The organism is Rhodopirellula sp. UH5, assembly GCF_056839225.1.
The window spans coordinates 6,680,509-6,697,689 of the sequence record NZ_CM166390.1 but is presented as its reverse complement, the minus strand read 5'-3'; the positions used below and the strand labels follow the sequence as shown (position 1 = coordinate 6,697,689).

The 17,181-nt window shown below is 55.9% G+C and carries 18 protein-coding genes and 1 tRNA gene; 16 read left to right on the top strand and 3 right to left on the bottom strand.

Features of this window, described 5'->3' with window-relative positions; all coding sequences use genetic code 11:
- Positions 1–34: 34 nt before the first annotated feature.
- Both UH5x_RS23905 and UH5x_RS23900 read left to right on the top strand, forming a co-directional pair.
- Positions 35–847, top strand: coding sequence for a hypothetical protein (locus UH5x_RS23905; protein ID WP_482633949.1), 813 nt, complete (start codon positions 35–37; stop codon positions 845–847).
- Between the two features lie 325 nt (positions 848–1,172).
- Positions 1,173–1,337 carry an SEC-C metal-binding domain-containing protein gene (locus UH5x_RS23900; protein WP_482633948.1) on the top strand — a complete coding sequence of 55 codons (165 nt, stop codon included), beginning with the start codon at positions 1,173–1,175 and terminating at the stop codon, positions 1,335–1,337.
- A 61-nt stretch (positions 1,338–1,398) separates the two neighbouring features.
- Here the strand turns inward: UH5x_RS23900 and UH5x_RS23895 are convergent, their stop codons facing one another.
- A complete protein-coding gene (locus tag UH5x_RS23895; RefSeq protein ID WP_482633947.1) occupies positions 1,399–1,758 on the bottom strand; it encodes a four helix bundle protein in 360 nt (119 codons plus the stop codon).
- A gap of 52 nt (positions 1,759–1,810) precedes the next feature.
- Here UH5x_RS23895 and UH5x_RS23890 point away from each other — a divergent pair.
- Positions 1,811–1,881: transfer RNA gene (locus tag UH5x_RS23890), tRNA-Cys, on the top strand.
- Positions 1,882–2,383: 502 nt separating this feature from the next.
- Positions 2,384–2,755, top strand: coding sequence for a hypothetical protein (locus tag UH5x_RS23885; protein WP_482633946.1), 372 nt, complete (start codon positions 2,384–2,386; stop codon positions 2,753–2,755).
- A 73-nt stretch (positions 2,756–2,828) separates the two neighbouring features.
- On the opposite strand, the gene UH5x_RS23880 is transcribed toward UH5x_RS23885, so the two are convergent.
- Positions 2,829–3,176 carry a four helix bundle protein gene (locus tag UH5x_RS23880; RefSeq protein ID WP_482633945.1) on the bottom strand — a complete coding sequence of 116 codons (348 nt, stop codon included), beginning with the start codon at positions 3,174–3,176 and terminating at the stop codon, positions 2,829–2,831.
- Between the two features lie 81 nt (positions 3,177–3,257).
- Between UH5x_RS23880 and UH5x_RS23875 the strand changes: the two genes are divergently transcribed.
- Positions 3,258–4,979, top strand: a complete 1,722-nt coding sequence (locus UH5x_RS23875) for a TROVE domain-containing protein (RefSeq protein ID WP_482633944.1) — start codon at positions 3,258–3,260, stop codon at positions 4,977–4,979.
- A gap of 395 nt (positions 4,980–5,374) precedes the next feature.
- Here the strand turns inward: UH5x_RS23875 and UH5x_RS23870 are convergent, their stop codons facing one another.
- Positions 5,375–6,280 carry a 3-keto-disaccharide hydrolase gene (locus UH5x_RS23870; protein WP_482633943.1) on the bottom strand — a complete coding sequence of 302 codons (906 nt, stop codon included), beginning with the start codon at positions 6,278–6,280 and terminating at the stop codon, positions 5,375–5,377.
- 212 nt (positions 6,281–6,492) lie between these two features.
- On the opposite strand from UH5x_RS23870, the gene UH5x_RS23865 reads away from it, so the two are divergent.
- From UH5x_RS23865 to UH5x_RS23815, 11 genes are all read left to right on the top strand, one after another.
- Complete coding sequence (locus UH5x_RS23865) at positions 6,493–7,023, top strand: macro domain-containing protein (protein ID WP_482633942.1); 531 nt, start codon at positions 6,493–6,495, stop codon at positions 7,021–7,023.
- Between the two features lie 208 nt (positions 7,024–7,231).
- Positions 7,232–7,480: a dual specificity protein phosphatase family protein gene (locus UH5x_RS23860; protein ID WP_236696550.1), complete on the top strand. Its 249-nt coding sequence runs from the start codon at positions 7,232–7,234 to the stop codon at positions 7,478–7,480.
- Positions 7,477–8,559 (top strand): ADP-ribosylglycohydrolase family protein, encoded by a 1,083-nt coding sequence (locus UH5x_RS23855; protein ID WP_482633941.1) that lies wholly within the window; start codon positions 7,477–7,479, stop codon positions 8,557–8,559. Before UH5x_RS23860 ends, UH5x_RS23855 begins: the two co-directional genes overlap by 4 nt.
- Before the next feature lie 18 nt (positions 8,560–8,577).
- On the top strand, positions 8,578–9,468 hold the full coding sequence (locus tag UH5x_RS23850) for a M28 family peptidase (protein WP_482633940.1): 891 nt from the start codon (positions 8,578–8,580) through the stop codon (positions 9,466–9,468).
- A gap of 71 nt (positions 9,469–9,539) precedes the next feature.
- On the top strand, positions 9,540–12,956 hold the full coding sequence (locus UH5x_RS23845; RefSeq protein ID WP_482633939.1) for a hypothetical protein: 3,417 nt from the start codon (positions 9,540–9,542) through the stop codon (positions 12,954–12,956).
- A 252-nt stretch (positions 12,957–13,208) separates the two neighbouring features.
- On the top strand, positions 13,209–13,592 hold the full coding sequence (locus tag UH5x_RS23840) for an ECF-type sigma factor (RefSeq protein ID WP_482633938.1): 384 nt from the start codon (positions 13,209–13,211) through the stop codon (positions 13,590–13,592).
- Positions 13,593–13,799: 207 nt separating this feature from the next.
- The gene (locus UH5x_RS23835) at positions 13,800–14,459 is read left to right on the top strand and encodes a serine/threonine protein kinase (RefSeq protein WP_482633937.1); all 660 of its coding nucleotides are present in this window, start codon (positions 13,800–13,802) and stop codon (positions 14,457–14,459) included.
- A 5-nt stretch (positions 14,460–14,464) separates the two neighbouring features.
- The gene (locus tag UH5x_RS23830) at positions 14,465–15,301 is read left to right on the top strand and encodes a vWA domain-containing protein (RefSeq protein ID WP_482633936.1); all 837 of its coding nucleotides are present in this window, start codon (positions 14,465–14,467) and stop codon (positions 15,299–15,301) included.
- 144 nt (positions 15,302–15,445) lie between these two features.
- A complete protein-coding gene (locus tag UH5x_RS23825) occupies positions 15,446–16,249 on the top strand; it encodes a metallophosphoesterase family protein (protein ID WP_482633935.1) in 804 nt (267 codons plus the stop codon).
- Positions 16,250–16,271: 22 nt separating this feature from the next.
- Positions 16,272–16,796: an endonuclease V gene (locus tag UH5x_RS23820; protein WP_482633934.1), complete on the top strand. Its 525-nt coding sequence runs from the start codon at positions 16,272–16,274 to the stop codon at positions 16,794–16,796.
- Positions 16,793–17,104 carry a cupin domain-containing protein gene (locus tag UH5x_RS23815; RefSeq protein ID WP_482633933.1) on the top strand — a complete coding sequence of 104 codons (312 nt, stop codon included), beginning with the start codon at positions 16,793–16,795 and terminating at the stop codon, positions 17,102–17,104. Before UH5x_RS23820 ends, UH5x_RS23815 begins: the two co-directional genes overlap by 4 nt.
- Positions 17,105–17,181 lie beyond the last annotated feature (77 nt).

Below are 17,181 nucleotides of genomic sequence, written 5' to 3'. Positions count from 1 at the left end.
ATTCGCTTGTTTGACACTTTTGAAAGGCAATGTCATGAGCATGCGTCAGATTGAGCGTCAATTCACGCGGATTGGTGCTCGAGCAAACGTTCATCCGCCGATAGTTCGGCGTTGGGGAACGGCTCTCCGTGAAAAAGTTTCGATCGACATCGGCAACGACGCCGAGGGCGAGTTCTTCGACATCTCGATTCAGCCACCACAGTTGGCCGAAACGCAGGTGATCGACGTTCAGCCTTCAATGCGGCACCTGCTGCTGATGTCGCGACAAGACGACGGAAAGCACAAGTTCTTGTGCGGACACGACGAGCGACATTGGTTCGTTGCTGCTGTTCCTGAATTGGCAGCCGTTTCATCTGTGAAGACAGCTTTCGACGCGCTCAAGCCGGTTGCGGTGCGAGCACTTGAGAACCGTCTTGGCGTGAAGCCGCGAAAGCGGAATTGTCGACGCAATGAAGCGATCATCCGTCAGGGCGAGTGGTTCTTCGTCCCGGTCGAAAACCCGGCGTTGGTCGATGAGCGTCTCGTTCTACGCAGCGAGCCGATCGCACGTGGTGGTGGAAAGCCGCACATTTGCGAAGAAGTGGTTCGGCAGGGTGGACAACTGGTTTACATCAGTAACCAGCACCCGAACGGATTGACCGAAGGACAGCGAATGCGATTGATCAGTCGTAAGCCTGAACTTCGTCACCTGCACTGGGTCGCTCAACGTAGAAACCCAAGCGTGTTCGTTCGCGGACGAGTTCGCCATCCGGATCACAAGACAATCATCTTGAACGGTTGGCACCAAGTCCTGATGAACACTGAAAACGAGTCGATCGCAATGCGACATGTCGCATTCATCGACTGAAGTTCGGTCCCGCACTTCGGTGCGGGGCCATTTTCCAAGCCGACGTGGCTCGATGCAGAAAGGCACCGCTCTTGGTCGTGTTTCTTTCATGGCTCGCTCATGCTGGTGCGAACCCAGTCGTCGGCTCTTGTGACTATGAATGAAGAAAACAACCAACTGACTCGCGGGTGTGCTGGACAGCATGGCAGTCTTCGAAACTGTCGGACCAGGTTCAATTCCTGGCGAGAACACTGCAGTTGACGATCGAGACCTCAAACACGGAGCAGACCCATGCGATACGAACACAACGTCGAGCAATACGACGAAGACCACTGCTTTCGAGCCGATGAGTAAACGCCGCCGCGGCTACCCATCCGAAACCAACGTCAAACGCGGAGTCCGAATCATCCAAGGCAAGCAACTCGAGGAAAAACTCGGCCGCAACGACCTGTGTCCATGCGGCAGCGGTCAGCGGTTCAAACGTTGTTGCCTTCGATCGGGGCGTCTGTGATGGCGTCAATCGCGATGACTACTGGCGGAGTAAATAGTCTGTAGCCTTGAGTCTCTAGCAATCAGGAATCGCTGCGAAGCGATTTGAGTAGCCCATACGTTCCCTTCGATGTCTCGACGACTTTGTCGTTGAGCGTTTTGGCGACATCGGCTGGCAGATACTCGAGCCGCCCAGCGATGTTGAGCTGATATTCCACTTCGCGTGCAGACGCGAACGCCATGTCGAGGAACCTGACGAAGTCTGCTTGCGATTGTCGAGCGCAACCCTCGACGATGTTGGATGCGATCGAAACGGCGGCTCGACGAAGTTGCGATGTCAGCCCGAACATTTCCTCGCGTGGAAATGTCTTGGTTGCACGGTACACATCCAACACCAATTCATCGGCCAGCTCAAATGCACGCAATTTCCTGTGATCACGCATTCCATTCCCCTGTCTTCCTAGAGACTAAAGACTAATCCCTAAAGACTACCTCAACGCTGGAGCCAGATGGCCAGGCAACCGGCTGCAACCCGGTTTAAGTGGGTTCGACTCCCACCAGCGTTTCTGACTGATCGACTGCAGGCTCGGACTACATATTGTCAATGTGAAACATCTGAGTTGTCCCTTCGTCGATCCGTCTTCAACCAAACCACGGCGACTGCCGGTTCGGACTACATCCACCAACGATAGCGTCCAGCGAGTCTGGGGATCGTGGAAACACGATCGGTAGGTTCGACTCCTACACGTTTGTGATCTGAATCAACACTTCGTCGCCGCGTTTACAGCACACGATTGACTGCCAGATTGGACTACATCACCTCGACTGTCGTGGGTTCGAGTCCCACCGAAGCGATCCTCGCGTTCGCTTCGTAGCTCAGTGGGTAGAGCATCGAATTTGTCTGATCGACCCACTTCGTCAATCGCGTTTTCCCCAATCGTCTCGAGAGATCGAACTATGCGTGTTTTACATTCCTGTTTTGCCATTCCGACCGGCCGCGAGTAGTCCAACTCGCTCCCCAACAGAGAACACACATGCACAATTCACTCTTTCAACGATTGCGGAACCATGAAAACCACAACCGAATCCCGATCCAAAACCGTGACCACCGTCGCGGCCCGGATCGCTGGCGAAGACATCGCCAAAGGTGACTACGTCACCATCCTCAGCGAGATCATCGAGCTTCCGTCCTACCTCTGGGACTGCTCAGGAATCTCGCAACCCATCGACGAACTCGTACGACTTCGCTACCTGCCAAGCGCAGCCGGCGAACCGCACAAAGTCGTCGCCGTTTGCTTGCCGTTCGTTTACGCGAAGCGACCCAAGGGAAACCTGATCGCTTTCGACACACGACAGCAACAACTCGTCCGTCTCGACCGAGACAACGGCCGTTCCCTTTGGAAACAAATGGGAAAGACCACCAAGAAGAAAACGAAATAGAAAGCGCACACGATCGACTGCCGATTCGGAGTACATCGATGAAGTGAGAAGAGTGATGGGTGAAGAGTGAAAGTTAGTCGCGGAGCTTCTTGACGATTGATGTCAAGATTGCGACCAGCTCGTCGCACTCCTCCATCATCGGCTGGAGTCGGTCCGTGGGAACGACATCCGTTTCTGCAAGCAGCCGTAGCCAATACAGCGTCTCGCGTGCCTCCTTGCAGGCAATGTTGTACTTCAGCCGGAAGTCCTTCCGACTTTGGCTCGCTTGCCCTTCCTCCACATTCGCACCGATTGACGTGCCTGACCGAATCAGCTGCCGGCTCAGCGTTTGAGCAACACCCGCCTGGTCTTCCAAGGACTGGCAGAGTTTCACAATCCGCTTTGCAAACGCGAACGTCCGGTCAGGCAAGTCAGTCTTCATCCCCAACAGACTACCGAATCTGCATCACTACCGCACGCTTCTCCATTTCACACTTCACTCCTCACCATTCAAACTTCTCCCGTGGCCAACAAGTCTCTATTCCAAAGCATCACCAGCGTCCTGCCACGAGCGACTGTTGTCAACGAAGCAGGCGGCCCTGCGTACAAGTTGTCAGCGAAGCACGCGCTCGCCCAAATGGCGGCGACGGGCACGTTCGGTAACGTCTACTACGCGTCCGCGCAAAACCAACTCGACGCGATGCGAAAGCTGATCGACGAGATCGACGACAACGAATTCCTGGCAAAGCTGGCAGTCTACTCACGTGAGCGTGCTTACATGAAGGACATGCCCGCAGCGCTGCTGGTCGTACTGTCGACGCGAGACACCAAGCTCATGCACCAAGTCTTCGACCGAGTCGCCGATAACGGCCGCGTTCTGCGCACCGTTTTCCAAATGACTCGTTCCGGACAGTTCGGTCGTAAGGGACTGTCGTCTTCGCTGCAGCGTGCGTTCCAACGTTGGCTGAACGATGCGTCTGTTGGCAAGTTGCTCTCAGCTTCGATCGGAAAAGATCCAAGCCTGCGAGACATCTTGCGAATGGCACGTCCGACGCCGAAGGATGACGCGCGTCGAGCGTTGTTCGGATGGTTGACCGACAAGCCAGTCGAGAAGTGGGCACCAGCTACGGCTGACAACCTGCCATCGACGGTTCAGTCACTGGTCGCTTACCGAGCAGCCGACACGGCCGAAACCCAAACGCTGATCGCCGGCGACCTGCAAGTTCGATGGGACTTGCTAGCCGACGCAGCCAAGGGTCCGCTCGTTTGGAAGGCGATTGCCCGACAAATGGGTCCGCAAGCACTGCGAATGAACCTCAACACGCTTTTGCGTCACGACGTGTTCAAGAAGCCCAAGGCGAACGGAGCACTTCGTAGCCTCGGATTCGCGGGAACCGACAACGCGATGATTGACTACGTGGCTGGCCAACTGGCTGACCGCGACGCGATCGCTCGCAGCCGTCAGTTCCCGTACCAGTTCCTGGCGGCTTACATGAACGCATCGGACGAGGTTCCAAGCAAGATCAAGACGGCGTTGCATGACGCTGCCGAGATCGCGTGCGGAAACGTACCGACGCTGCCTGGACCGGTCATCATCGGACTCGACACGTCTGGTTCGATGGGATGTCCAGTTACTGGCAATCGGGGCACGGGCAACCGTGCGGGTCGTTCGGGAAGAGGGGTCGGAACGTCAAAGATGCGATGCGTCGATGTTGCGGCTCTGTTCGCAGCAGCGATCCTGCGTCGCAACCCAGACAGCGTCGTGATTCCATTCGATACGCAAGCTTACAAGGCCAAGGTCGATCCAAGCGATTCGATCCTGTCACTGTCAGCACGCTTGTCGAAGTACGGAGGCGGAGGAACGGACTGTTCGTTGCCATTTGTCGAAGCCAACACACGCTACGCGAAGCAAGCCTTCGCAGGCATCGTGCTGGTCAGCGACAACCAGAGTTGGATTTCAAATGGCGTTTCGCAAGTCGGTACCTTTCACACTTCACCCTTCACTCGTCAAACTTCAACGATGACGCAGTGGGAGAAGTTCAAGAAGACCCAGCGTGGACTCGGCGTTGCCGATCCAAAGCTAGTCTGCATCGACATTCAACCCTACGGAACCACGCAAGCACCCGAGCGAGACGACATCCTGAACATCGGCGGCTTCAGTGACGCCGTGTTCAACGTCGTCGCATCGTTCCTCGAAAATGACGCATCCCGCTTCGTCCGCGAAGTGGAATCCGTCGAACTGTAAGTCGAAAGACGAACTGAAAACCGAAACGCCCGCGGAGGAACTTTCTCCGCGGGCGTTTGTTTTACCGTCAGTTACAACTCGACAAAAAATCGTCGTTCTTCAGCCGCTCATACGAAAACAAGATCAGCAGCAAGCACATCGGCTTTCTGCATTGCAATCCGACCACGATGCAGCCGGCTATCGCGATCGAGTTCGACGACGCAAGCTAAAACCGCAAGGGTCGGCAAGATCGCGACGCCCTCCTCGCCGTGATCGCACCTTGCATCCGCTGAGGTTGCTCGTCACACACGCCAACCAATTCCACCTCAGGATGATCGTGCGCCATGCGCAGCAGCTCGCTCATGTGCAAGTGGTCGAAGTTGATTCTGCCGATTCGCAATGGCTTGGTCATCGTTCTAAAAATCCGTGCTAGGGTCGCTCAGTTCGATCGGCTTGATCCAGATGTTTCGGTAGAGCACTTCGTGACCCTCACACTGCAATTTGATGCCACCGGGAGTGTCCGTGATTCCAAATCCGTTGTCGTTACCACCGTCGATTCCGGAATTGGCACCGCCCCAAACTTTGTTGATCTGCTGATTGAGATGAACTTTTTCACCATTGAAGTACATCGTCACCATCGGCTTCTCGGAAAGCGTGCCCTGTTCAAATCGAGCCGCCCGAAATTGGATGTCGTAAGCATTCCATTTGCCGAGCCCGTTGTAGGCATGATAGGGCGAGGGCGTTTCGTTGATCACAGCACCAAGCCCATGCTTGGTCTTGTCGCCATCCAGAATCTGAATCTCGTAGCGGTTCTGCAGGTAAACGCCGCTATTGCCACCCGCATTCGGAATCAGAAACTCGACGTGCAAACGAAAGTCACGAAATTTCTGCTTGGTCACGATGTCGGCGGTTCCGTACTTGCCCCCTGCCGCGGCTGGATCATCAGTCATGATCGCCGCTCCATCGTCCACCGGATCCTCGACCACCTTCCATTTGATTGGCAGTGAAGAACTGAACCGAGGGCCTTCCCAGTAAGTCCATTTCTCGTCCAGCATTTCTCGCGACCCATCAAGGATCAGCTCTGCCCCCACGATCGCCCGGGCACCGACACCAATCGCATCGTCACTCCTGGAAACCGCCGGCGCAAGAAACCCGACCCAGAAAACACACCATGAAGTGAAGCAGAGAAGACGCATCAGCAGGCTCTTGAACGAGAAATAACGGGCTAGCGACAATCGATCACTATAGCCCATTTCTCCACCGGCATCGTTTCGTCCTTGCCCCAGTGACTTCAGACGCGCCCGATCAGCATTGACGTTCATCCAATGAATCCGCCTGAGCCGCGTCGTCCGGTGTTTCGTACCCAGTGTTGTTTCGTACCCAAGTGTTCTCGACAATCGTATTGCTTGGCACGAATCGCGGGTCGTCAGAAGCGGTGCTAGCTACGATGAAGGATAAACTGGCGGACGCTAACTTCACTGGTCGTATCGTCATCGTCTAATTTCAAACAAGCCAACGATCACGAGATTGAATCATGAAGATCAAAACGCAGGTCGGTGACGTGCTGCAGACTCCCGCCGACGTTCTGATCTCCACGGCGAACCCATGGCTAAATCTGTCGGGCGGTGTCAACGGAGCGATCTTTTCCGCGGTTGGACCAGTCATTCAAGGCGAATTGCATTTGCACCTGAAAAACCTCGGCGTGTCTGCTGTCCCCGCCGGAACGGTGGTTCAGAGCCAGTCCGGCGGACTGCCGTTTCGTTGCATCCTACACGCGGTTGCGATTGATCCGTTCTATGATTCATCGGTTGACCTTGTGCGTGGAACACTTACCAAAGCACTGGACATGGCGGTTGATCTGGGAGCCAAGGCGGTTTCCGCACCAACGCTCGCGACTGGCTATGGCCCGATGTCGATTGCTGAGTTTGGCAAGGCATTGTCTCCGCTCGCGAATGAACGACGCTTTGACTCGTTGGCATTGACGGTCGTCGTTCGTTCGAAGGATGACCGATCGGAGCTCGACCAGGCGTTAATTTTTTTCAGCGATTCACGGATGGTCGAGTGAAGTACGGTTTTCTCTTCCTTCTGCTGGCCATTGGAATCACCGGCACCGCGTTGCGGGCCGGGCCGTGGGCATGGGTGCTGCTCTATCCCGCGTTCTCATTCGGAGTTGTCGCCGCGGCGTATCTCTTTTCAGCACCAAGTGTCTTCAGGAAACGGTTTGATGGACGGAGGTCACCGCTTGGAACATCAAGAACTACCGGTGCGTGCCAATGTTGGATGGTACGGGTGCGACCGCCAAAGAACTCCGCGAGCTAGCCAACGAAATTCAGCAAATGCCCAAACCGGTGCTGATTCATTGCGCCCAAGGCCACGGAAGAACAGGCCTGGTAGCGTCAGCGGTGCTTCTCGTGTCAGGAGCAGCGCAAACAGCGTCCGACGCGATCGCAATGGTCCAAGCCGTGAGGCCAGGAATCGAATTGAACGCCACTCAAAGATCCATCTTGGAGCAAGTCCAATGACCCGCAACGCCATCACCGGATGCATTCTGGGAACCGCTGTTGGCGACGCACTCGGCTTGCCATACGAAGGCGTTTCCAAGCAGCGTGCTCCAAAGTTGCTTGGGCCGCCCGACCGGTACCGGTTCTTTTTCCGGCGTGGCATGATCTCGGACGATACCGAACACACCTGCATGGTGGCTCAATCGCTGATCGAAGCTAACGGCGATGTGGATCGATTCGCACGTCTCTTCGCGAGTCGACTGCGATGGTGGATTCTGGCTTTGCCGGCGGGCGTCGGGAAAGCAACGGCGCGTGCGGGCATCAAGCTTTGGTTGGGTGCAACGCCCGCTACCTCCGGCGTCTTCTCGGCAGGCAATGGACCGGCGATGCGAGCCGCGATCTTCGGCGCGGCGATCGACGACGTGCCGCAGATGCTCGAATTCGTGCGTGTTTCCTCTCGTGTCACACACAGTGATCCGAAAGCCGAGTTCGGTGCGATCGCGGTGGCGTTTGCCGCTCGACACTCTCGCGTTCACAAACAGGTCGATGCGAACCTGTGGCTGTCCGATGTTGTCAATGCAGTGGGTGACGACGGTTCGGAGTTGACCAATCTCCTGCGTCGATCCGTCGATAGCGTTTCGGCTGGCGAATCAACCAAGTCGTTTGCCGATTCGCTTGGGCTATCCAAGGGCATCACCGGCTACACCTACCACACCGTCCCGGTCGTCATTCACGCTTGGTTGTCGCACTCGGAAGACTTCCTACAAGCGGTCACCGCCATCATCGAATGCGGCGGCGATGCCGATACGACCGCGGCAATCGTGGGCGGGATCGTGGGTGCCGGTGTCGGGGAAGCCGGCATCCCGTCCAATTGGATCAACGGCATTTGGGAATACCCACGAAGCATCGCCTGGATGCGATCACTTGGTGAAAGCCTAGCCGTAGTGGATCTTGTCAAAGATCCCAGTGTGGAAGGATCTATAACAAGATCCACTACAAGAGCTCCACGTATCAATCCGATCGCGGTGTTGTTTCGCAATCTGCTCTTCTTACTCATCGTCCTCTTCCACGGTTTCCGCCGACTCGCACCGCCTTACTGAAACGAAGAATTTGGGCCCATGAATCTCGACCGCGATTCCATCGAAGCGAACCTTCGCCTGCATGTCGATCGACTTGCCGGGTTGATCGGTCCGCGCACGCTCACAAAGCCGAAGACGATCGAAGCGACAATCGGATACATCGAAGGCCAGTGGTCCGCGATGGGCTATTCCAATGATCGCGAATGCTACGACGCACTCGGCGACGAAGCCACCAACCTGATCGTCGAGCAACCTGGAAGCAAACGGGCTGACGAAATCATTTTGCTCGGTGCCCACTATGACACGGTCGCAACCACACCCGGAGCCGACGACAACGCCTCGGCCGTGGCCGTCTTACTGGAAGTCAGCCGGTTGCTGCGCGAGCACACCGGCCGGCGGACCGCACGCTACGTCGCGTTCGCTTGCGAGGAGCCGCCGTACTTCAACGTCGATGCGATGGGCAGCCAACACCACGCTCGCGAGTCACGCCAACGCGGCGACAAGATCGTCGGCATGTTGTGCCTGGAAATGGTGGGCTACTACGCGTTGCACAAAGGCTCGCAGATCGTCCCACCCACGATCCCCCAGTTCCTGCATCGCTTCTTCCCGCAACGCGGCAATTTCCTGGCCGCCGTCGGCAACATGCCGTCCTGGAAACTCAACTGGCAATTCCGGCGAGGCTTCAAACGCGGCACCCGCCGGATGCCCCTGTTCTCGATCTGCCTGCCCGAAAAGATCAACGAAATCCGTCTCAGTGACAACAGTTCGTTCTGGGACCAGGGCTATCCCGCCCTGATGCTGACCGACACCAGTTTCCTCCGCAATCCAAACTATCACCAATCCACCGACACCCCCGAAACGCTCGACTACCCCCGCATGACCGAAGTTACCCTCGGCGTGGCCTCGGCGATGCGAAGGTTGCTGCATTGAACACGCGATCGTCGTGCAAGTGGTCAAACTACCTCCAACTCAACTCGGACTTCAAATAGTTCACAGTCGCCATGCAACCGCTTGAGAACAAACGCACCAAGATTCAATCGGGGATCGCCCGTGCGCGTTTGCTCCTCAAACGCGATTTGGCTTGGTTGCCCGGCTACCCGATGAGGATGACAAAGATCGAAGGCGAACCCGAAAATCCTTGTCCCTGGCAATCCGATTCGATGACGCCTGAAAACGATTCCACGAGCTGGTCGATTGACGGGGAACACCTACGGCGGGCTCAAATGACGGTCACCAAGCTGCGTCATCGGTTTCCTCGTGCGCTTCCGAAAATTGTGGATGATGCCGATGATTGGCTAAGACGCATCGACTTTCTGTTGGGCTTGCTGAAAGGGTTCGTTCACCACGGCCAGACTTTCGGCAGTGACGATGTTCTTCAAAGCGGAGTATTGCCGGCGCGTTGGACGAACTTAGCCGGTCGGATGAAATCCACGCATCCACAGCTCGCGAGCCTGCTGGATGCGGTCACGTTCCAAACGCTATCCGACCAGCGAACTTGCGATCTCGATTCATTAGTGTGGATTGAGCAGCATGCTGCCGAGCTCACGTTGCTCAGCAGTGTCAACCGCGAACAACCGCTCCAACTTCCGATTCGCATCCTGACCGTACGAGAGAATCTCCCGTCGGAATTGTTGAAGGTTCTCGTTCGGTGTTTGACTGATCCCTTGATTTGCACCTGCCGGTGGAAGCGACCGCACGCTCGGCTGCGTCAGTTGTGCGAAACCACACTGAAGGCAGCGAAACAAGTCGAGGTCGTTTTCCCGAAGGATTCGTCCGAAGAATCACTCGCCCATTTAGTCACGACCACTTTCCTCGAAGTTTGTGCCGATCGTCCAAAACAACAACGCGACCGTTTTGGCCTGCTCAATCAACTCCTGACGCCTGAGCTGGTTGACGTCGTCGCTGAGACTCAGGCGAAGATCGTCGCCGGTGAAGAAGAATTGTCGAAACGATTGCGGCGGTTGCAACCTCGGCATGGCCAAGGTCCGCAGCCGGAGTTCAGTTACCGTGACTTAAAGCGAAAAGTCGCAGCAACTTCGGAGATCGACCGCGTCCGAATCGCGACCATCACTGCGTTGGGAAATTGCCTGCAGTTGCAAAAGACGTTCAGTCCGACGGAATCGAGACTTTGGATTGATTTCTTGACTGGATTCCCGACTGACCATGTCGCACTGTCGATACGTCTGATTGCCAAATGGTGCCACAGCTGGAACTACAAGGCTGATCATCGGAGAAACTTCATTCGAGTCATCATATTGGTTTCGGCATTGATTCGGCGACGTGGAATCCCCCAGTCAATGCTGAAACATTGGTACCACCATGTCGACGAGAAACGTGCGTACAACGAATTCGTCGTGGATACAGCAGACGAATTAGCGGATCAGCCCAAGCTGGAAATTCGCACGGTGCGTCTGTTGGAAAAGGTTGCCTATGACCTTCAATTGGATATCGGATCCGAATTGATTTCGTCACTTGTGGAATTCGCACAAGCGACCGACAACGAGGACATGTCATGCTCACTCATCGAGCACTTGACGCGGAAACCCGACACGACCTACACCGCGATTAATTTGCGACTCGCGTATCACTTTGGCGACTCGGTTGACGTCATCTCCGATGTCTTGCTCTCGTTGGACAACCATCCCGATCTGACGGAGTTAGCGACACAGTTGAAGCCGCTTGCCGACGATAAAGATCTGAAACGGATGATTGCACGGCGCTTGGCTGACAACGATGGGAAGGTTCTATCGAGGATTGCTGCAACGACGGCAATTCTCCATAACCTGAAACAGCCAATCCCGAAGTGCGAGCGGTTTGATCAGACTGCGGATTGGGTGAATCGGTATCCGAGCGAATTCCATTCGGCTCTCGAGTCACTCGGCCAAGCAGCCGCTGACGCACCCCGAATCGCGGAAAGCGTGTTGGGCAAAGCGTTTCCATCCCCGGAAAAACTGAACCAACAGATCGACGCCCTTGAATCGAAACTTACCGAGAGTGCGGCAAAGCGGAATGACAATGCGCAGCGGGATCACCCCGCGGAGCCGTTCGATACTGCGCAGCCCATTGACGAAGACCGCATGCGTGGTCGTCTGACGAACCTTCGGCGAAGGAGAACGCAGGTGCCGTCCGTGTCGCTGGCGCGGCGTGAAAAGCTGATCGAGAAGTTGAGGAAGCGAACGGAGCTTGAACTTCTTCAACAGTACGCAGCGACGTCTCGATTGCACGCCGCCGCAGCGATGCAACGACGTTTCAGCCTAAAGACGTTTCCGGATGAATGGCTCAGCCCGCCGTTTGATCGCGTGCTCCGCGAAATCAATGGCTTGGATAGTCCCATGCAAGACTTGGGCATCCGGCTTTTGTTTGAGACTTCGGAACGAACCACTCGGAGCTTTGACGAAGAGCCCCGAAACCTAGTGTTTCGCCAGCGTATGGAAGCCACGGGAGTGCGGATGGAGCCTTGGTTGAGCGATCAAGTCAGACAGTCCGCAACCACCGCCGATGGTTTCCCCTATCAATTGGCCTTCACTCGCGATGTCATCGACTTCCTTCTGATGGGTTTTCATTTCGACACCTGCTTGTCGCCCGATTCGTTCAACTTTTTCAGTACCGTTGCCAATGCGGTCGATTTGAACAAACGCGTCGTTTATGCAAAAACGGATACGGGGAAAGTTATCGGCCGCTGCTTGTTTGCGTTGAATGATTCTGGCGAAGTCCTCACCTACTATCGCTACTCGCACAATCCTCGAGATGGCTTCGCAGAAGCGGTGGATCAATTTGCAGAGCAACTTGCTTCGCAGATGCAGACTTCAATCGCGACTGGCGGCAAGGTTTCCAAGTTGGTCGCGAAGGATTGGTACGATGACGGACCCTGGCAAACGAATTCAAATTGGCTCGGTGATGACGGGTTGCTCGCAAGGCTGACGAAAGACGGGGGTGACGCAAGTCTGCTGCCTGTGTTGTTGGAGGAGGTAGGCAGAGATTTCTTGAAACGCCGCGTAACTGAGTTGGCAATCAATACACGTGTTCGCGAAAAGCCCCAATTCCTACAGTCGTTGCTGGATGAATTTGAAAACGAATTGAGCGTCAGGCACAAGTTCACAATCGGAGTCAACGTCGATTCCATCGCCATCAGCCATCAACTGCTTTCACAGTTGCGATGGTCGGAGATTGTCGGCTTGGTCAATCGGCATCAATGCAACGAGTGCGATGTTTTCCACGGAATCGCAGAGTATTCACGCGTCTTCCGTGTCCTGAGCAATTTCCATCCGACGCTTGCCCTGCGAGCGATACGGGCATCACGCCCCTCATTCATCAAAGATGACACCAGCGACCCCAACCGAACTCGTCGTAATGCCCTGGCCCACGTACACCGACTGCTGGGACGCGAGCATTTGGCGGCCAAGCTGAGTGCGAAGTAGAAGACTGGTGTGATTGGAAATGGATCTCATCCTTCATTCGTGAGCCGATGGCATTCCGCCGACTTCGCGGCGTTCAGTTCGATGAAGCCTTTCCATTGGTCCGGGACGTCGTCCTCGTAGAAGATCGCTTCGGTGGGATCTCCTAAAGTAGAACGGTGGTCTCCACCGTGTGAAATCGAATCACGGTGGAGGACCACCGTGCCACCAAGGAAGTGAGAAAGCGAGTTTGGAACCGATCGGCCGGATGGTTGGTTGCTGCGCGAGTGGAAATCAGGTGACGAGCGAGCCGCCGAAATCCTGTTTGATCGCTACGCCATGCGTTTGGTTGCTTTGGTCGCCAGCCGCCTGAATCGAAGCGACCAAACCTCGATTGATCCAAACGATGTCGTTCAATCGGCAATGGCCAGCTTCTTCGACGCCGCCAGACACAGTCGCATCGAAGTCAGTCGCAGTGTTTCGCTGTGGCGTCTGCTCGCGACGTTCGCTCGTCGCAAGATGGCCCGTTCGATTGAACGGCAATCAGCGTTCAAGCGTGGAGGTGATCAGGTACGTGTCTCTCTCTATATAGCGTCCAAACACAAATTTTCGGCAACCACGAATCGGAATCCGAAGATGAGGCGGATGCATTCCTGCTGACGTTGAAAGCAGAATTACCGGACGATCTATTTGTGATCATCGAGGAAATCTTGGCCGGCCAAACGCATCGAGAGCTTGCTGGGTCGTCAGGCATCGACGAGCGAACCGTCCGTCGTCGCCTTTCGCGCGTTCGCGAACGACTGGCCCCAAACGTCGCCAGCACGAACGAAACGGCACACGCGGCAGTCAGTCCGCCGACGTTGCCGAGTGAACTACAACGAGTTCGTGCTCGGCAAATTGATCGGTAGCGGTGGTTTCGGCAAAGTCTATCGTGCGAGCATGCAAGCCGATGGCGGAACGTTCGCCGTCAAATACCTTCAGAAAGCGTTCTGGCAGAACGAAGCGGCTCGCGGATCGTTCCTGAGCGAGATTTACCTCGCCTCGCAAATCAACCATTCAGGCGTCATCCGCTACCTCAGTTACGGCGAATCGCCGCACAGTGGCCCGTATGTCATCAGCGAGTGGATTGATGGGCATTCACTACAGGACGTTGCCGACGTGACGCCGAATCAGATCGTCCATTGGCTCCGGCAAATCTGCGATGCCATCGGGGCCGTGCATCACGCCGGACTTTTCCACGGTGACCTCACGCCGAGCAACCTTCTGGTCGATGCAAACGATCGAATCACAATCACCGACTTTGGTTTTTCACAAGCATCTGCGGATTCGTCATCGCAAGTACTGGGAGGAACTCCGTGCTTCGCTACGCCCGAGCAAATCGACCCAGCGTTTGGTTCGATCGGCCCCAAGACCGACATCTACGCGATTGGCGGTCTCCTTCATTGGCTCACCTTCCGAAGGCCACCCAACTCCGGCGTGAGCCTCGATGAATCGCTGGCGTCAACGCTCTCGAATAGCGTGTATTGAAGCAGTTGTCTTCCTCGGCCGGCCACTTGGCTGACCGCGACGCGATCGCTCGCAGCCGTCAGTTCCCGTACCAGTTCCTGGCCGCCTACATGAACACATCGGACGAGGTTCCAGCCAAGATCAAGACGGCGCTACATGACGCTGCCGAGATCGCGTGCGGAAACGTGCCCACGCTTCCGGGACCAGTCATCATCGGACTCGACACGTCAGGTTCGATGGGATGTGCCGTTACGGGCAACCGGGGCACGGGCAACCGTGCGGGTCGTTCGGGAAGAGGGGGCGGAACGTCGAAGATGCGATGCGTCGATGTTGCGGCACTGTTCGCAGCAGCGATCCTGCGTCGCAACCCAGACAGCGTCGTGATTCCGTTCGATACGCGAGCCTACAAGGCAAAGGTCGATCCAAGCGATTCGATCCTCAGCCTGTCAGCACGCTTGTCGAAGTACGGAGGCGGAGGAACGGACTGTTCGTTGCCATTTGTCGAAGCCAACACACGCTACGCGAAGCAAGCCTTCGCAGGCATCGTGCTGGTCAGCGACAACCAGAGTTGGATTTCAAATGGCGTTTCGCAAGTCGGTACCTTTCACACTTCACCCTTCACTCGTCAAACTTCAACGATGACGCAGTGGGAGAAGTTCAAGAAGACCCAGCGCGGACACGGCGTTGCCGATCCAAAGCTAGTCTGCATTGACATCCAACCCTACGGAACCACGCAAGCACCCGAGCGAGACGACATCCTCAACATCGGCGGCTTCAGTGACGCCGTGTTCAACGTCGTCGCATCGTTCCTAGAAAACGACGCATCCCGCTTCGTCCGCGAAGTCGAATCCGTCGAACTGTAAGTCGAAAGACGAACAAAACCGAAACGCCCGCGGAGGAGCAATCCCCTGCGGGCGTTTTTTGTTTCCTCTGAGGACGCTGTACTGAACCGATGCGTGGCGATAGTGTCTCAGTTGGCTATGAGAATCACATCCATCGAATCGAAAATGCTTGCCGAAATACGGTATCTGAATGCAGGTCGTGGACCTGGCGACTTCTACAACGACGTCATCCCGGTTCATCGCGGATTCGTTGATGTATTGCCCGAGGGCACGTCTGCGATTGTCGTCACGGCCGACCTTCAAGGACGCGAGACCTTCGAGTCGGCTGGCGGACAACCGCTGCGGCTTCTAGGTGAAGTCCTTCCGGCGATTCTGCGAGCGGATGTACTCCCCTGTCTTGGTCTGCCAAAGGGAGACATCGGTGTTTTGCTTGCTGGTGATTTCTACACCGTCCCGGCACTCGACAAACGCGGCGGCAGCGGCGACGTACGGCCCGTCTGGGACGCGTTCGCCTCTGGGTTCGACTGGGTTGTCGGCGTCGCTGGAAACCACGACACGTTCGCGGACGGGGCGAACCGGCCGAGCTTCACTGGCTCGGTTCACTTCCTAGACAACGACCACGTTACGATCGGCGGCGTTTCGATCACCGGACTGAGCGGTATCACTGGAAACCCAAGACGTCCATGGCGACGCACCGAAGACGACTATGTCGAGACGCTGGGCATGCTCTTGTGCGAGGAGCCAGCGATCACACTCATGCACGATGGACCGGACGCTCCAGAGCGTGGATTCCGTGGATCACCACGAATCCGAGAAGTCCTTGAAGAACAGGGTCCAGGGCAATACGAGAACACGCTTGTTGTCAGGGGCCATTCACACTGGCCGGAACCGCTCGCCGAACTCTCATGCGAAACACAAGTTCTCAATGTGGACGCGAGAGTCGTTATCTTGACTGAGAACGAAACGTGAACCCAACCATCATCAATCAACAATGACAATCGCCTGCATCGACGTCGGCTACACCGAGTCCGAAACTGATCCAACGACAGCGATCGCTGCCTGCGTTGTCATCAACGACTGGAGCGATGCAACATCATTGAGCGAATTCGTCGTCAATGTCGATGCCGTCGAAGACTATCAGCCTGGTCAGTTCTATATTCGTGAATTGCCGTGTATCAAAGCGGTCCTTAGCGAACTTCCAAGTCCTCCAACGCACATCGTCATTGATGGTTACGTCTGGTTGGACGACCTGGACCATCCTGGCCTCGGTAAATACCTTCACGATGTTCTAAATAAAACGACTCCCGTGATCGGCGTCGCCAAGAATCCATTCAAGCGATCACTGCACGCTCACGAGCTACAGCGAGGCGGAAGTACTCGACCGCTATACATCACATCTGCCGGCATTCCTGTCGCCCAGGCGGCTAGCAAGATCGCTGCCATGCACGGCCCCCATCGGTTTCCAACCATCCTCAAGCGAGTCGACCGCCTCAGCCGAGGAGAACAACCGGTATGAATGATGTGCTCAAACGCTTCGCCGACTTTCCGTGGGTCGAAATCGCTCCTGGGGCGAGAGAAAAGCGTTTCAATGCTCCAAACCAGACAGTCCGCTTAGTTCAGTTCTCACCGCCATTTCAAGAGACCGAACCCTGCACCAAGGCACATGTCGGTTTTGTCGTCAACGGCGAGTTTGCAATCGAGTTCACCGATTCACACGTAGTCTTTCGCGAGGGTGACGCACTTTCGATTCCTGCTGGTCCTGCCACCGCCCACCGAGCGATCATCACGCAAGAGGTAACGCTATTCATGGTCGAACCGAAATAGGGCGGAGACGACAGTATCCGTCTGCATACGGGACTAGTTCAACGTGTCGACCAGCTCGACGGGCAAGCGTCCCGGTG

Bases quoted from the DNA above. Each gene is read 5' to 3' on its own strand.
- UH5x_RS23820 (WP_482633934.1), top strand. From the start codon at position 16,272: ATGACAATCGCCTGCATCGACGTCGGCTACACCGAGTCCGAAACTGAT.
- UH5x_RS23905 (WP_482633949.1), top strand. From the start codon at position 35: ATGAGCATGCGTCAGATTGAGCGTCAATTCACGCGGATTGGTGCTCGA.
- UH5x_RS23870 (WP_482633943.1), bottom strand. From the start codon at position 6,280: ATGAACGTCAATGCTGATCGGGCGCGTCTGAAGTCACTGGGGCAAGGA.
- UH5x_RS23850 (WP_482633940.1), top strand. From the start codon at position 8,578: ATGAATCTCGACCGCGATTCCATCGAAGCGAACCTTCGCCTGCATGTC.
- UH5x_RS23900 (WP_482633948.1), top strand. From the start codon at position 1,173: ATGAGTAAACGCCGCCGCGGCTACCCATCCGAAACCAACGTCAAACGC.
- UH5x_RS23895 (WP_482633947.1), bottom strand. From the start codon at position 1,758: ATGCGTGATCACAGGAAATTGCGTGCATTTGAGCTGGCCGATGAATTG.
- UH5x_RS23815 (WP_482633933.1), top strand. From the start codon at position 16,793: ATGAATGATGTGCTCAAACGCTTCGCCGACTTTCCGTGGGTCGAAATC.
- UH5x_RS23825 (WP_482633935.1), top strand. From the start codon at position 15,446: ATGCTTGCCGAAATACGGTATCTGAATGCAGGTCGTGGACCTGGCGAC.
- UH5x_RS23855 (WP_482633941.1), top strand. From the start codon at position 7,477: ATGACCCGCAACGCCATCACCGGATGCATTCTGGGAACCGCTGTTGGC.
- UH5x_RS23880 (WP_482633945.1), bottom strand. From the start codon at position 3,176: ATGAAGACTGACTTGCCTGACCGGACGTTCGCGTTTGCAAAGCGGATT.
- UH5x_RS23860 (WP_236696550.1), top strand. From the start codon at position 7,232: ATGTTGGATGGTACGGGTGCGACCGCCAAAGAACTCCGCGAGCTAGCC.
- UH5x_RS23865 (WP_482633942.1), top strand. From the start codon at position 6,493: ATGAAGATCAAAACGCAGGTCGGTGACGTGCTGCAGACTCCCGCCGAC.
- UH5x_RS23885 (WP_482633946.1), top strand. From the start codon at position 2,384: ATGAAAACCACAACCGAATCCCGATCCAAAACCGTGACCACCGTCGCG.
- UH5x_RS23845 (WP_482633939.1), top strand. From the start codon at position 9,540: ATGCAACCGCTTGAGAACAAACGCACCAAGATTCAATCGGGGATCGCC.